Annotated in this window: 17 protein-coding genes; 12 read left to right on the top strand and 5 right to left on the bottom strand. The window is 65.3% G+C overall.

From position 1 onward, the window contains the following. Positions 1-8: 8 nt before the first annotated feature. Entirely contained in the window at positions 9-635 is a 627-nt protein-coding gene (pncA, locus tag FQ755_RS09960) for a bifunctional nicotinamidase/pyrazinamidase (RefSeq protein ID WP_144153606.1), read from the top strand. A gap of 99 nt (positions 636-734) precedes the next feature. Beyond that, positions 735-1,913, top strand: a complete 1,179-nt coding sequence (locus FQ755_RS09955; RefSeq protein WP_144153604.1) for an acetyl-CoA C-acyltransferase — start codon at positions 735-737, stop codon at positions 1,911-1,913. Positions 1,914-2,092: 179 nt separating this feature from the next. On the opposite strand, the gene FQ755_RS09950 is transcribed toward FQ755_RS09955, so the two are convergent. Further along, on the bottom strand, positions 2,093-2,599 hold the full coding sequence (locus tag FQ755_RS09950; protein WP_144153602.1) for an LEA type 2 family protein: 507 nt from the start codon (positions 2,597-2,599) through the stop codon (positions 2,093-2,095). Positions 2,600-2,872: 273 nt separating this feature from the next. Between FQ755_RS09950 and FQ755_RS09945 the strand changes: the two genes are divergently transcribed. Continuing rightward, complete coding sequence (locus tag FQ755_RS09945) at positions 2,873-3,463, top strand: YSC84-related protein (protein ID WP_144153600.1); 591 nt, start codon at positions 2,873-2,875, stop codon at positions 3,461-3,463. A gap of 17 nt (positions 3,464-3,480) precedes the next feature. On the opposite strand, the gene FQ755_RS09940 is transcribed toward FQ755_RS09945, so the two are convergent. Next, complete coding sequence (locus FQ755_RS09940; protein ID WP_144153598.1) at positions 3,481-4,467, bottom strand: zinc-dependent alcohol dehydrogenase family protein; 987 nt, start codon at positions 4,465-4,467, stop codon at positions 3,481-3,483. A gap of 100 nt (positions 4,468-4,567) precedes the next feature. On the opposite strand from FQ755_RS09940, the gene FQ755_RS09935 reads away from it, so the two are divergent. From FQ755_RS09935 to FQ755_RS09920, 4 genes are all read left to right on the top strand, one after another. After that, positions 4,568-5,437, top strand: a complete 870-nt coding sequence (locus tag FQ755_RS09935) for a LysR family transcriptional regulator (protein WP_144153596.1) — start codon at positions 4,568-4,570, stop codon at positions 5,435-5,437. Between the two features lie 182 nt (positions 5,438-5,619). Continuing rightward, the gene (locus FQ755_RS09930) at positions 5,620-5,961 is read left to right on the top strand and encodes a PadR family transcriptional regulator (RefSeq protein WP_144153594.1); all 342 of its coding nucleotides are present in this window, start codon (positions 5,620-5,622) and stop codon (positions 5,959-5,961) included. Then, a complete protein-coding gene (locus tag FQ755_RS09925) occupies positions 5,958-7,097 on the top strand; it encodes a DUF1700 domain-containing protein (RefSeq protein ID WP_144153592.1) in 1,140 nt (379 codons plus the stop codon). Before FQ755_RS09930 ends, FQ755_RS09925 begins: the two co-directional genes overlap by 4 nt. Before the next feature lie 95 nt (positions 7,098-7,192). Beyond that, positions 7,193-7,990, top strand: a complete 798-nt coding sequence (locus FQ755_RS09920; RefSeq protein WP_144153590.1) for a BPSS1780 family membrane protein — start codon at positions 7,193-7,195, stop codon at positions 7,988-7,990. A 113-nt stretch (positions 7,991-8,103) separates the two neighbouring features. Here the strand turns inward: FQ755_RS09920 and FQ755_RS09915 are convergent, their stop codons facing one another. Next, positions 8,104-8,577 carry a GNAT family N-acetyltransferase gene (locus FQ755_RS09915; protein ID WP_144153588.1) on the bottom strand — a complete coding sequence of 158 codons (474 nt, stop codon included), beginning with the start codon at positions 8,575-8,577 and terminating at the stop codon, positions 8,104-8,106. Positions 8,578-8,852: 275 nt separating this feature from the next. Between FQ755_RS09915 and FQ755_RS09910 the strand changes: the two genes are divergently transcribed. The 5 genes from FQ755_RS09910 (at position 8,853) to FQ755_RS09890 (ending at position 12,702) form a co-directional block, all read left to right on the top strand. Continuing rightward, complete coding sequence (locus tag FQ755_RS09910) at positions 8,853-9,155, top strand: Dabb family protein (protein WP_144154620.1); 303 nt, start codon at positions 8,853-8,855, stop codon at positions 9,153-9,155. A gap of 9 nt (positions 9,156-9,164) precedes the next feature. Beyond that, positions 9,165-9,680 (top strand): PaaI family thioesterase, encoded by a 516-nt coding sequence (locus FQ755_RS09905; RefSeq protein ID WP_260858473.1) that lies wholly within the window; start codon positions 9,165-9,167, stop codon positions 9,678-9,680. Between the two features lie 101 nt (positions 9,681-9,781). Continuing rightward, positions 9,782-10,780, top strand: a complete 999-nt coding sequence (locus FQ755_RS09900; RefSeq protein ID WP_144153586.1) for an NADP-dependent oxidoreductase — start codon at positions 9,782-9,784, stop codon at positions 10,778-10,780. Positions 10,781-10,858: 78 nt separating this feature from the next. Further along, positions 10,859-11,737, top strand: a complete 879-nt coding sequence (locus tag FQ755_RS09895) for an SDR family oxidoreductase (RefSeq protein ID WP_144153584.1) — start codon at positions 10,859-10,861, stop codon at positions 11,735-11,737. Next, positions 11,734-12,702, top strand: a complete 969-nt coding sequence (locus FQ755_RS09890; protein WP_144153582.1) for an alpha/beta hydrolase — start codon at positions 11,734-11,736, stop codon at positions 12,700-12,702. The genes FQ755_RS09895 and FQ755_RS09890 overlap by 4 nt, the downstream gene beginning before the upstream one ends. A 15-nt stretch (positions 12,703-12,717) precedes the next feature. Here the strand turns inward: FQ755_RS09890 and FQ755_RS09885 are convergent, their stop codons facing one another. Together FQ755_RS09885 and FQ755_RS09880 are read right to left on the bottom strand one after the other, a co-directional pair. After that, entirely contained in the window at positions 12,718-13,548 is an 831-nt protein-coding gene (locus FQ755_RS09885; protein WP_144153580.1) for an NRDE family protein, read from the bottom strand. Positions 13,549-13,633: 85 nt separating this feature from the next. Then, positions 13,634-14,686 (bottom strand): YgfZ/GcvT domain-containing protein, encoded by a 1,053-nt coding sequence (locus tag FQ755_RS09880; protein WP_144153578.1) that lies wholly within the window; start codon positions 14,684-14,686, stop codon positions 13,634-13,636. Positions 14,687-14,704: the final 18 nt, after the last annotated feature.

Genomic DNA, 14,704 nt, shown 5'->3' with positions numbered 1-14,704 from the left:
GTGCCGCAATGAAAGATGCCGAGGACGTTCTGCTCGTCATCGACGTGCAGAACGATTTCATGCCGGGCGGCGCATTGGCCGTCGCGCATGGCGATGAAGTCGTGCCGGTCATCAACCGGCTCGCACGCGAATTCAGCCATGTCGTGCTGACGCAGGACTGGCATCCGGCTGCGCATATTTCGTTTGCCGCCAACCACGCGGGACGCGCGCCGTTCGAGATGCTGACGCTGCCGTATGGCGAGCAGGTGCTGTGGCCGACCCATTGCGTGCAGGACACGCCGGGCGCGGCGCTGCATCGCGATCTCGAGATCGCGCATGCGCGCGCGGTGATCCGCAAGGGACATCACGCGGACGTCGACAGTTACTCGGCGTTTCTCGAAGCCGATCGCCGCACGCCGACGGGCCTCGCCGGCTATCTGCGCGAAGTGGGTGCAAAGCGCGTCTGGTGCTGTGGCCTCGCGACCGACTATTGCGTTGCCTGGTCCGCGCTCGATGCACGGACAGCAGGATTTGAAGTTGCGCTGATCGAAGACGCGTCACGCGCCATCGATCTCAACGGTTCGCTCGCCGCCGCATGGCGCGATCTGCACGCTGCGGGAGTCAGGCGTGTGCAGTCCGCCGAGGCGGCCGGGTAGCGAAGGCCTCGCGGCGAAAGCGCCTGGCCGGGGTCGCGGTGACCTTGACGGCCATTCGGCGCAGCGAACCACATTCAACATTGGAAGCAGGAGACATGCATGACTGACGCCGTAATCGTATCGATCGCCCGCACGGGTCTTGCCAAATCGTGGCGCGGCGCTTTCAACATGACGCACGGCGCGACGCTCGGCGGTCATGTGACGCAGGCCGCGGTCGAGCGCGCCAAACTAGACCCGGCGCGCGTCGAAGACGTGATCATGGGCTGCGCGAATCCCGAAGGCGCGACGGGCGGCAACATCGCGCGGCAAATCGCCTTGCGCGGCGGCTTGCCGGTCAGCGTGCCGGGCATGACGGTCAACCGTTTTTGCTCGTCGGGACTGCAGACGATCGCACTAGCCGCGCAGCGCGTGATCGCCGGGGAAGGCGACGTGTTCGTTGCGGGCGGGGTCGAGTCGATCTCGTGCGTACAGAACGAGATGAATCGCCACATGATGACCGAAGGCTGGTTGAACCAGCACAAGCCCGAGATCTACTGGTCGATGCTGCAGACCGCCGAGAACGTCGCCAGGCGCTATGAGATTTCGAAGGAGCGTCAGGACGAATACGGCGTGCGTTCACAGCAGCGCGCGGCGGCCGCCCAGGAAGCCGGCCGGTTCAACGACGAAATCGTGCCGATGACGGTGCTCGCCGGTGTCGCCGACAAAGCCAGCGGCCGTCTCTTCACCAAAGAAGTGACGATCGCCGCCGACGAAGGCATCCGCGCCGACACCACGCTCGAAGGCGTCTCGAAGATTCGCACGGCGCTGCCGGGCGGCGTGATCACGGCGGGCAATGCGAGTCAGTTCTCGGACGGCGCCTCGGCCTGTGTGGTGATGAACGCGAAGGTGGCCGAACGGGAAGGGCTGCAACCGCTCGGGATTTTCCGCGGCTTCGCGGTGGCCGGTTGCGAGCCCGACGAAATGGGCATCGGCCCGGTGTTCGCGGTGCCGAAACTGCTCAGGCAGGCCGGCGTGAAGGTCGAGGACATCGACCTGTGGGAGCTCAACGAAGCGTTCGCCGTGCAGGTGCTGTATTGCGCCGACAAACTCGGCATCCCGCACGACCGGCTCAATGTGAACGGCGGCGCGATTGCGGTTGGCCATCCTTACGGGGTGTCGGGCGCGCGTCTGACCGGGCATGCGTTGATCGAAGGCAAGCGCCGCGGCGCGAAGCTGGTGGTCGTTACGATGTGTATCGGCGGCGGCCAGGGCGCGGCGGGGCTGTTCGAAATCGTCTGAGCGGCAGGGACGCTTTGGCCGCTGAGGGCGACCTTGCCGGTCGAAGGCGCCTCAGCCTTGCAGTGCAATGAGGCGATATGCGGGTGTCGTATGGCCCGGTGCGTGACACCGCCGGTCCACCGGCACCCGTTTTTATTATTCCGTTCCTCTGCTGACGGAAGAGCCGTCAGCTTCGGTCTTCACTCTCCGGCAGCGATTCCGATTCCCGGCAGCGACAGCACGCCCTGGCTGAGAAAGCGCGTACCGCCTGTCGTGCGGCCCAACCGTCCTTGCAGGATGTAGGGGTACTGGCCAGGCGGCGTGCCGGCGTCGGCGACAGAGTAGGCATGTTCGAGCGAGGCGAACGCGGGCGCCGTCACCGGCACGGTCACCACCACCTCGCCGTAGCTCGGCACACTGCCCTGCTGAGGGCTGACGCCGGTGGCAAACGACCTGCCGTTCAGTTGCAGATCCACCGCGACACCGTTGAAGCTAAAGCCGTCTCCGTTAGGATTCTGGATCCGCAGCTTCACGTTGAAATGCGTTTCCATGCCCTGGCTGTCGAGCGGCTCGACGCTGGCCAGGCTCACGCGCAGCGGATCGTGGCCGAACCACCCGGCACAGGCGCCGAGCGTGACCACCGAGAGCAAGCCGACTGCCAGCAGACGGGCAGAGCGGCCGGACAACAACAGACGAAGGAAGGGCATAGCGGGCACCTGAAGTCGAACGGAGTTGGCCGGTATTCTACGTGCTTCACGCTTTGCGATGCCGAACCTGTGCACGGAGCTGAATGTACGCAGCCTGCGCACGAACTCGGTCCGGCGCGGGCTGTCGTAACCCGCAATCGCATAGGACGAATGCGGCTCTTGACACACCGCTGCAATGAAACGGTTGCAGAGGCTTCGAAAACGGACTTCAATGCCGTACTAACGCGGCGCGCGCCGCCGATCCACCTCATCTCTCTTCATAGGAAAGCAACGATGCACCGACGTCAATTCATCACCGGTACCGGTGTGCTTCTCGCATCGAGCGGGCTGAGCCTGGCGGGTTGCACCACCACGCCGCTCGGCTCCGGCGAGAACGCCCAGGACTACGCGCAAAAGCGCAACACGATCAACGCCGGGATCGATTCGACGCTCGCTCGTTTGCAAAGCACCGTGCATGGTTCGCAAGAGGTCATTGGCAAGGCGCGCGGCGTGCTGGTGTTTCCCAACGTGTTTTCGGCCGGCTTCTGGTTCGGCGGCCAGTATGGCCAGGGCGGCTTGCGCGTCGATGGGCAGACCACCGGTTACTACAGCACCGTGGCCGGCTCGTTCGGTCTGCAGATCGGCGCGCAATCGAAGGCACTCATCTTCGCTTTCCTGACCCAGGAAGCGCTCGACCGCTTCATGCAAAGCCAGGGCTGGGCGGCCGGCGCCGATGCCACCGTCGCGTTGGCGAAGATCGGTGCGAACGGCAATCTGGATACCTCCACGGCACTGAACCCGGTGGTCGCATTCGTGTTGACCAATGCGGGGCTGATGGCCGGTATCTCGCTGGAAGGCACCAAGGTATCGCGGCTGGTGATCTGAGCGGCGGCGGATTTTTCTCAGGCCACGTCCACCACCACTTTGCCGCGCGCCGTGCCGCTCGTGATGACTTCGTAGGCAAGCTCGACTGAACCGAAATCGAAACGGCGCGGGTCTAGGCGCGGCTGCAGCTTGCCTGATTCCACGAGACGCGTGGCTTCGCGCAGCATGAAACCGTGGTGAGCACGATGCTCGCCGCTGAGAAGCGGGTAGAGCGTGAACACGCCCGAGTAGCTCGCTTCGCGAAACGACAGCGGCGCGAGCGCATGCGTACCCCAACCCAGCGCGCTCACCACGTGGCCGAAATGCCTGACCGCCGCGAACGACGCGTCGAGCGTCGCGCCGCCCACGGTGTCCACCACCAGTTCGAAGCCTTTGCCCTCCGTCGCCGCGGCCACATATTGCGCGACGGTTTGTCCGCGATAGTCGAGCGGCGTCGCGCCGAGACTCGCCACGAATTCCAGATCGCGCGTGCTCGCCGTGGCGAACACCTTGGCGCCCAAGGCGGCTGCCAGTTGCACGGCGACGTGTCCTACGCCGCCCGCCCCGCCCTGGACCAGCACGGTCTGTCCGGCCGTCAGCCGCGCCCGATCCACGATGCCTGCGTAAGCCGTGATGAAGGCGAGCGGCAGGGCGGCGGCCTCACGCATCGACAGATTGGCGGGCTTGAGCGCGAGCAGGTCGGCGTCGACGGCGGCGTACTGCGCGAGCGAACCCTGGATGCCGCTCACGCCGCCGGTCATGCCGTACACCTCGTCGCCGGCCTTGAACGCCGTCACACCAGGCCCAACCGCTTCGACGACGCCCGCCATGTCGATTCCCAATATCAGCGGCAGCGGATGCCTGGCGTGCTCGGCGCTGCCGGCGCGGATTTTGGTGTCGAGCGGATTCAGGCCGCTGGCGGCGATCCGTACCAGCACCTGTCCCGGCGACGGCTGCGGCCGCGACAGTTCGGTCAATTCGAGCGGGCCGTGATAACGGTTGAGAACGAGGGCCTGCATGGACATGGCGATTTCCTTTCCGGTTGAACTGGTGTTGCGATACGTCCATACTCGATCATGCGAAAAAGCATGTAAATCAACGTTGCTGCATGATTGCCAAACAAAAATGACTGGAAGCGAACTGGATTGGAGCGACGTGCGCGTATTCCTCGCGATTGCCCGCTGCGGCACCCTCGGCGCGGCCGCGCGGCAAACCGGCCAGACCCAGCCGACCATGGGCCGGCGCCTGCGCGCGCTGGAAGAGGCGACGGGCAACGCGCTGTTCCAGCGCACCCGCGACGGTTTCGTCCTCACCGACGAGGGCGCGGCGGTGCTGGCCTACGCCGAACGCATGGAAGAGGAAGCGCTGGGTTTCACGCGGGCGCTGGCCGGCAAGGACGCCCAATTGACGGGCCTGCTGCGCGTGTCGTCATCGGACTGGTTCGGCATTCACGTTTTGACGCCGGTTTTCGCGCGTTTTCTGGCACAGCAACGGGGCGTGTCCATCGAACTGGTGACCGATTCGCGCCGCTACAACCTGGCCCGGCGCGAGGCGGATCTGGTGTTTCGCATCACGCCTTTCGACGAAGCCGACGTGATCCAGCGCAAACTGATGCATATGGATTACGCGTTGTATGCCCGCCAGGATCGGGTGGCCCCGCAAGCCGGGGACGGCGAGGGCCATACGCTGATCACCATGGACAGCGCGTTCGGTACGCTTCCCGACGTGGCATGGGTCAGGCGCATGCTGCCGAACGCGCGCGTCGCCTTCAGCAGCAACAACCGCGGCGCCCAGGCGCGCATGTGCGCCGAGGGCGTCGGCTTCGCGGTGCTGCCGTGTCTGCTCGGCGACGCGACCGCCGGACTGCGGCGCATCGATCTGGGCGAGACGCCGCCGGGCCGCGACGTCTGGTTCGGCTATCACCGCGACCTGCGCCGCGTGGCGCGTCTGCGGGCCTTGCTGGACGCGACCATCGAGGCGCTGGGCAACCTTTGATTCGCGGGCCGATCGCCTGGGATCGTGCTTGATTCCGCGCCACGGAGATATGTATAGAACGGTACCTTGCATAAAACAGTAGGCCCTGCTACAGTTCAACCATGGTCACCGAGGCCATCAGTCCGTCCGGTGACAGTGCATAGCACAGTACCTTGCACCGCACACTACATACGTGGATTTAGATGAAAACGCAGTTAAAAAAAGGAACGCTCGATATGTGCGTGCTGGCCGTCCTGGCTCGTGGGGACAGCTACGCATACGAGTTGGTGTCGACCCTCGCCGAGACCATGGAAATCAGCGAAGGCACGATCTACCCTTTGATGCGCCGGCTGCAGGCCGAGGCCTGGGTGTCGACCTACCTCGTGGAGTCGAACTCCGGCCCGCCGCGCAAATACTATTCATTGACGGGCACGGGCCGTCGCAGCCTGCTGGAGATGGAAGAGGAGTGGCGCAGTTTCGTGGATGAGGTCAACGGCGTGCTGGAACAACCCGGCGTAAAAACAAACCCAGGGGAAAACCCATGAAGCAGGACGTATTCATTGAAACGCTGCAACGGGAATTGAGCAGTCTGCCCAAGCAGGCGGTCGATGAAATCATTGCAGACTATCGCGAGTACATTGGCGACGCGCTCGCTGCCGGGCGGCGCGAGGAAGAGGTGATCGCGGCGTTGGGCGACCCGGTCAAGCTCGCCCGCGAACTGAAGGCGCAGGCGAACTATCGTCAGTGGCAAGACCGCCGGTCGTTCGGCAACCTGATTCGCGTGATCATGTCGATCTCCGGGCTCGGCCTGCTGAACGTCCTGCTGCTGGTGCCGTTCATGCTTTACCTGGTGATCCTCACCGCCGGCTACGCGGTTTCCGTGGCGCTGACGATCGCCGGGCTGGTCGGCGTGGTCGCCTTGAGCGGTCATCACTTTTTCGGCAAGCCGGGGCACGGTCCGGTGTCGTTCAATCTGCTGGGCAGCAGCATCGGCCAGCAAGCCAAGGCTGTCACCGGCGGGGCGTCCGACGCGAAAGAGGCGAGCGACAGCAGCGATAGCGACGACGAGACGCCCGGTAACCTGAAGAGCCTGAAGATCGTCGGCGGCCGCTTCGTCTTCACGTTGCAGGATGACAGCAGGCTGGAACTGGTGACGCGCGCCGGCGCCATCGAAATTCGCAAGGACGGTGACAACGTCAGGTTCGAGAGTTCGTCGGAGGAAGCACGCCATCTGTTGACGCGAGACGCGGACGGCCAGTGGAGCATCGCCCGCGACGACGTGCAGACCCTGGAGTTGAAGGACGACGACGAGAAAGTATCGTTTGTGCGTTCCAGCAGCGACCCCAAGTCGGGCGTCTGGGACATCTCCAGCGACGACGGCGACAACGTCAAGCTGGAACAGGATGAACACGGCAAGACCGACCACGTCACGGCGCAAAGCGGTCAGAACACGGTGGATATCGGCGACGGCAAGATTGCCATCAACGACGGCCACGACGTGATTCGCGTGGCGGCGTCGGACAGCGAATACACCTATGCCATCGTGATGCTGCCGATTGGTTTGATCGGCCTCGCGCTGTGCATCTGGCTGACACGGATTACCTGGCGCGTCGTGACGCGCTACGTGAAGCGGCAAATCGACGTCGTCTCGGCGAGCCTCGAGCGCCAGCAGACGTCCTGAAAGAAGTACGGGAAATGCCTGAACGGCAAAGTACCGGATAGCCTAATCCTTAGTAGTACGTACAACCACTTTCAGTTTTGATAGAGGAAATCGTCATGAACATCGATTATCCGAGCCATGTTTCCAAGGAAACCCGTCTCCATCATGTGCCGGCACTGCCTTTTCCCGGCGGCAGGGAAGTTAATCCCCTGCGAGTCGCCGACTGGCTGATGAGCGGCTTGCGGGCCGCCGGCATCCAGCCGGTGCTGTGGCTGACCGTGTTGCTGGTATGTGCCGATTTCGCGACCGCCCTGGGTTTCCTGCCGTTGCTGCGTCCGCTCGCCGTGCTGCTGGCGCCGCTCGTGGTGGGCGGCCTGATGGTGATTCAGGATGGCGCTACCCGCAACGAGCCGGTGACGCTGCGCGAGGCGTTCGCGGCGCTGGCGCGGCGCAGTAACGCGCTGTGCGTGATCGGGCTGTACGGCGCGGCGATCGTCGCGGTGGGTTATGTGATCCTGCTGGCCACGTTTCATGTGTCGCTGGATGCGTCGGTCACGGCAAGCGGCGTGCATTATCTGTCGATCGGCTACGGCGGCGATCACGGCGTGCGCGGCGCGCTCGAATCGCTGCTGGGCGCGTCGATTTTCGCGGTCGCGCTGGCCTCGGCCTGCTTCGCTCCGGCGCTGGTGGTGCTGCACGACATGACCCCGCATGACGCGATGCTCGCGAGCCTGAGCGGCGCGGCCCGCAACTGGCCGGTGACGCTGATGTACTTTGCCGCCATGACCGTCGCCGTGCTGTTCGTCCCGATGGTCCCGCTGGCCGTGCGCGCGCTGGTGCTGACGCCGCTCCTGACCGCCGTGCCGCTGCTGTCGATCTACGGCGCTTACCGCGATGTGTTTCTCGGGCGCTGAGCGCGTCGGCCGACGAGCTTGAATGGTCTGCGCAATCCCGGCCTGTTCCCCACGGTCGAGAACCTGGTAGGCGACCGCGACACGAATCTGGCGGCATTGGCCGGGCGCCGCAACTACACCGAGGCGCTCGCCACCGCAGCCAGATCCTTCTCCATAAAAACACTCAACGGATCTGGCTGGTAATCCGCGAACGGCTCGCGAACCACGAAGCCCGCACGCCCATAAAGACCGAGCGCCGAATGGCTGTCGACGCCGGTCTCAAGCCGCAACCAGCGCACGCCATGAGCGCGGGCCTGCCGTTCCAGCTGGGTGAGGATGGCCTTGGAGAGCCCCTGGCCACGCGCCTGCGGTTCCACCCACATCCGCTTGAGCTCCGCCCAATCGCCTTTCAGGACCACCGCGCCCGTGGCCAGCGCCGCGCCGGCTGCATCGCGTGCGACGTGGAACAGCACATTCGCCTCGCGCAACGAATCGAGCGGCAACAGGTGATTGCTCTCGGCCGGATAGAGCCGTGCGGCTTCGGCGTCGCCGTGTTCGAGCAGGACAATGATGTCGGGCTGGGCGGGGTCCTCGATGGCGATATTCATGGTGATATTCGTGGGGATGTTCACAGCGATTTTTACAGGATTGCGCACTCTTTGCAGGCGGCGGGTCAGGCAGCCGTGAGCGTATCAAAGGCGGCGCGAATGCGCTTGCGTTTTGGTGCGCGGGAGCGCGGGTTTATCATCCTGCTTGCCGCGTCGCTGTCTTGCGAGGCGAGAGTTGAGCACGGACGCTGCTGCGATCGGTTATCGTATGAACCTGTCCATGGATTCGCTCGCGCATGAGCGCGCGTGCAGACAAACTAACGAAGGTGAATAGCGTGATTCGACATATCGTGATGTGGAAGTTGAAGGAATCGGCGGAAGGCGCTTCGCGCGCGGAAAACGCTGTCAAGCTCAAGGAAAAGCTCGAAGCATGCCGCGACATCGTCCCCGGCATCCGGCACCTCGAAGTGGGCATCGCCGCGGAAGGACTCGAATCCACCTATGACGTCGTGCTGGTCTCCGACTTCGAAGACAAGGCCGCGCTCGATGCCTATCAGGTTCACCCGACGCATCTGGCGCTGAAGAGTTTCGTCGTGGCCGTGCGGGACGCGCGCGATTGCGTCGATTACCTCGTCTGACCCACCGCAATGACTGATTCGCAAAAGGAAGGGTCCGCCCAGCCGGACGTCCCCGCCGTCGCCCCCAACGCGCTGGCGGTCCTCGAAAGTCCCTTCGTCGACCACCTCGGCGTGCAACTGATCAGCGCGGCGGACGGCGTTAGCGAAGTCGTCCTGCCGCTCGCCGCGGACCACATGAACACGTGGGCAGTTGCCCATGGCGGCGTCACGATGACGCTCGCGGACGTCGCGCTGGCGATGGCCGCCCGCAGTCTCGCGGGCGATGGCGTCGGCGTGGTCACGGTGGAAATGAAAGTCAACTTCATGCAGCCGGGGCGTGGCGAGTTACGCGCGTCCGCGCGCGTGCTGCATCGTTCGACCACCATGGCCTATTGCGAAGGCGAAATCCGCGACAGCGAAGGGCATTTCGTCGCGAAGGCGCTCGGCACTTTCAAATACGTGCGGCGTCTTGCCGTGGGCCGCGACGTGACGCATCAGCGTCTGCGCAGCGACCCGTCCGCCAAACCCGGTCCTAGCGACGGCTAAGACGATCAGGTCAGGCGGCCTGACGCGCCGCCGTGCGCGTCGCACCGCTTATGCACGGTTGTCCTGCATCACCCAAACCAAACAATACGGAGACGATTGCCATGACCCAGATCAACCGCCAGTTCGTGCTCGCATCCCGTCCGCAAGGCGCGGCCACGCCGGACAATTTCAGGCTCGTCGAAGCGCCGCTGGCGCCGCTCGCGGACGGTCAGTTTCGCGTGCGCAATCACTATCTGTCGCTCGATCCCTACATGCGCGGCAGGATGGACGACGCCAAATCCTACGCGCCGCCGCAGCCGCTCGATGAAGTGATGATCGGCGGCACAGTCGGCGAAGTCGTGGAGTCGAAGCATCCGAAATTCGCGCTGGGCGACAAGGTCGTGGCCATGTTCGGCTGGCAGGAATACGGCGTCTCCGACGGCACGGGCGTGCGCAAGGTCGACGATACCCATGTGCCGCTGTCCGCCTACCTCGGCTCGGTGGGGATGCCCGGCGTCACCGGCTGGTACGGGCTGAACCGGATCATCGCGCCGAAGGCCGGCGAGACGGTGGTGGTGAGCGCGGCGAGCGGGGCGGTCGGCAGCGTGGTCGGGCAACTGGCGAAGCTGGCGGGCGCGCGGGCAATCGGCATCGCCGGTGGCGCGGACAAGTGCCGCTACGTGGTCGAGACGCTCGGCTTCGACGCCTGTGTCGACTACAAGGCCGGCAATCTGTATAAGGACCTCAAGGCCGTGACACCGCAGGGCGTGGATGGCTACTTCGAAAACGTCGGCGGCGAAGTGCTCGACGCGGTGCTTGCGCGCATGAACGCGTTTGGCCGCATCGCCCTGTGCGGCATGATCTCCAGTTACGATGGCACGCCGTTGCCGCTCAAACATCCCGCGTTGCTGCTCACGCAGCGCCTGCTGGTGCAGGGTTTTATCGTCAGCGAACATCCGGACGTGTGGCCCGAAGCGCTCACGCAACTCGGCACGCTAGTCGCGCAAAAGAAACTGCAGTATCGGGAAAGCATCGCGCAGGGGCTCGAAAACGCGCCCGAGGCGTTTATCGGTTTGCTCAAAGGCAAGAATTTCGGCAAGCAACTCGTCAAGCTGATTTGACGGTGCGCGGCGCGGGTTGTATGTGCGTTTTGAAAACCCATGACCGGCAACACCGTTGCATGCGACAGGAGAAACCTGATGTTTCAGTTTGAAGGGAAAGTGGCGGTGATCACCGGCGCGGCGAGCGGTTTCGGCCGCGCGTTTGCAGACAAAGGCGCGGCGCTCGGCATGAAGCTGGTGCTGGCCGACGTCGACGGCGACGCGCTCGCGCAAACCGTCGAGGCCTTGCGCGCGGCGGGCGCCGATGTGATCGGCGTGCCGACCGACGTCGCGCAGTCGAGCCAGGTCGAAGCCCTCGCGCTGGCGGCGCTCGACGCGTTCGGCAAGATCCATCTACTGTTCAACAATGCGGGCGTCGGCGCCGGTGGCTTCCTGTGGGAAAACACCGCGAACGACTGGGAATGGGTTTTCGGCGTCAACGTGATGGGCGTCGCCCACGGCGTGCGCGTCTTCACGCCCATCATGCTGCGGCAGAACGAACCGGCTCATATAGTCAATACGGCTTCAGTGGCGGGGCTGCTGTCGCCGCAGGCAATGGGCATCTACAACGCCTCCAAGCATGCCGTCGTCTCGCTGACAGAGACGCTCTATCACGACTTGCAGACGGCCGGCGCGCAGGTGGGATGCTCGCTGCTGTGCCCGGCGTTCGTGCCGACCGGCATCGCCAACGCCGAGCGCGGGCGTCCCGCGACGCTACGCAATGAGGTCGCGCCCACCCGTTCGCAACTCGCCGCCGGCAAGCAATTGCAGCGCGCGGTGCAGTCGGGCAAGCTGAGCGCGCAGGACGTCGCCGAGCTGACTTTCGCGGCCATCGAAGCAGGGCGCTTCTACATCATCACGCACCCGGCGATCATGCCGACCGTGCATCTGCGTCATGAGGACATCGAGCAGCAGCGCAATCCGACCGATCCGCTTTCGCTGAAGCCGGAGGTGAAGGGCGAGTCTGACGCACGATGACGCTGAATCCGACGATCGGGCAGGTGCTCGACATGATCGCGCGGGCGAAGCGCCGGCCGTACCCCAGCCTCACCGCCCAGCAGGCACGCGCCGCTTACGAGAAGAGCGCGCCGATTCTGGAGATTGCGGCCGCGCCGATGTTCGCCGCCGAGGACCTCGCCGTCCCCACGCGCGACGGCGCGACGATCCGCGCGCGGCTTTATCAACCGGTCGAACCGAGCTGGGCGGAGCCCGCGCCGGCGCTGGTGTACTACCACGGCGGCGGCTTTACGGTCGGCAGCGTGGATACGCACGACGCGCTGTGCCGGATGTTCGCGCGCGACGCGCAATGCGTGGTTTTGTCAGTCGATTACCGGCTGGCGCCGGAGCACCCATTCCCCACCGCCGTGAACGACGCGTTCGACGCCTTGAGCTGGCTGCACGCCAATGCCGCGCTCTATGGCGTCGATGCGCAGCGCATCGCGGTCGGCGGCGACAGCGCGGGCGGCACACTCGCCACGGTCTGCGCGGTGCTGGCGCGCGATGCCGGTCTGCCGAAACTGGCCTTGCAGTTGCTGATCTACCCGGGCACGACCGGGCATCAACAGACCGAATCGCATGCGCGGCTCGTCGAGGGCTATCTGCTCACGGCGGAAACTATCCAGTGGTTTTTCGGGCAATACATCCGCGAACCGGGCGATCGCGACGACTGGCGCTTCGCACCGCTCGACGGCACGCGCGGCGCGCCGTCGTTTGCCGGCGTCGCGCCGGCGTGGATTGCGACGGCGCAATACGATCCGCTGAGCGACGAAGGCGCGGCTTACGCCGACAAGCTGCGCGCGGCGGGCAACCAGGTCACCTTCACGTGCTACGCGGGCATGATCCACGAATTCTTCAAGATGGGCGGCTATGTGGCCGAGGTCGCGCAGGCCCATGCGGATGCGGCGGCCGCGTTGCGCGCCGCCTTCGGGCTCGCCCCCGACTGAACGCCGCAGCCCACATTAGCGTTCGATATTGAAGGCGAAACTGCGCGCGAAGTCGCCCGGACGGACCACGCGATGCGAGCCGTTGTCGTCGCTGCGTTCGGCGACGGCGGCGCTGAGATGCTCGCCGTGCGTGCCGGTCGCCACGACCCGCAAAGCGGTGGTGCCGCGTGTGCCATATTCCGGCGACTCGATGAACGCCGCCGACAACGCCCGTTCGCGTTCGAGCGGAATGCCGGTCGACGGCAATTGGTCGTCGCGGGCGATGCGCGGATCGCGCATCAGGTCGATCAACCGTTCGAGCGGCGCCAGCGGATCGGCGGCAAGCAGCGCCCCCAACTCCGCGCGTTTGCGCACGAGCTTGGGCCAGGGCGTATCGAGCACGGCATTGGAGATGCCGTGCGTGCCGGCTTCGAGCAAGGCAGGCCCGACCGGCGAGCGGTTGCAATACCAGCCGAGCTCACGACGCGACCAGTCGCCCACCAGCAGATTGAAGCCGTTATAGATTTCGCCGTCTTGCGCGACCTGCTCCAGGTAGTCGAGCGGCGTCAGGTCAGCGGATGGTTCGCCGAGCAGCCAGTTGCTCACCAGCGTGCCGCGCGTGGGCGCATCGGGACGCATTTCGTGCGGCGCCCGGTAGTTCGTCAGCGCGGCGAAACGGCCGTCGCGCGTCATGCCGAGCCACGTTCCGCCGCCCACCAGATCGCGGCCGGCCAGCAGAGCCGGGGCTTGCGGCCACCAATGCATCGGCTCGGCCGTGCGGCGCAGAAATTCGTCGCGGTTGGCGGCAAGCGTGAAGAGCGGGCCGTCGACCGCGTCGGGCCGCCAGTCGAACACGATCAGGCACATCGGGGCAGGTCTCCCGCAGTGGAGGGTGGAGGGTGGAGCGTGGGGTACGCGGCGGCCGCAGTTGCCACTGCCTTGTCAGACCGCCTCAAACCTCGGCGGGCAGCGTGTACGGCAACGGCAGGAAGGTCAATGGCGGCCCTTCAGCCGAGCCCAGATGAACCGTGCCGCTTTCCAGGGCCGCGAGCTTGACCTCCACCAGCACATCCACGCCGCCATCGGGCGCCGAGGCTGCATTGACGACCATTCCGCACGGCTGGCCGGGGTCGTCGGAGTGGAACACCTCCGTTCCCGCCACCACCGTGTCCAGTTCGCCGGCCACGTTCGCAAGCGAGGTGCGCCGCTTGATGGTGCCGCGATACTGGCTGCGCGCGACCACTTCCTGGCCCGGATAGCAGCCCTTGCGGAAGTTCACGCCGCCGAGCACGTCGAAGTTGACCATCTGCGGCACGAACTGCTCGACCACCGGCTGGGTGATGCGCGGCTCGCCCGCGCGAATGTCGAGCCAGTCCCACACGGCCGCCGAAGCGCGCGTGAGCTTGCCCTCCAGCACCGGCAGACGGGCTTCGACCTCGGCTTTCGGCCCGATCCACAGATATCGCAGGCGTCCGAGCGCGTCCGGCACGCGGATCAGCGCGCCCGCCGGGCCGTCGACCTTGACATGCACGCCGTCCGGCACGGCGTCGAATACGCCCGAGAGCGCCTTGCGCACGTCGCCTGCCAGACCCACCACGGCGAGTTCGGCGCTGGCGTCCGTGAGCTTCGCCTTGGCGCGCAGTACGAACATCGACAGACGCTTTTGCACCGCGGCCTGGACATCCTTCGACACCAGCAGCCGGATCGTCTCGCCGCTGCGCCAGCTCAGAAACGACGCCAGCAGGCGCCCCTTGGCCGAACAGTAACCGGACAGACGCGCCGTGGCCGCTTCGAGATGCTGGGTGTCGTTGGTCAGCTGGCCGTGCAGGAAGCTGGCCGCGTCGTCGCCGTTCGCGTCGATGATGCCGAATTGCGTCAGCGGCATATACGCGCCGCCTGCCGTGACGGCGTCGAATTCCTCACGCGTGGGGCGCGGCAAGAGCGGCAAGGAGACCGGTGCGGCGCCGGAAGCGGTGCCGGGAGCAGAAGCGAGCGGTGCATTCATGGATTCACTGAGCAGTCA

The organism is Paraburkholderia sp. BCC1885, assembly GCF_900996235.1.
In the GTDB taxonomy this organism is placed as follows: Bacteria; Pseudomonadota; Gammaproteobacteria; order Burkholderiales; family Burkholderiaceae; genus Paraburkholderia.
Note: the sequence above shows the minus strand (reverse complement) of the source record. Positions and strands in the feature narration are given on the sequence as shown.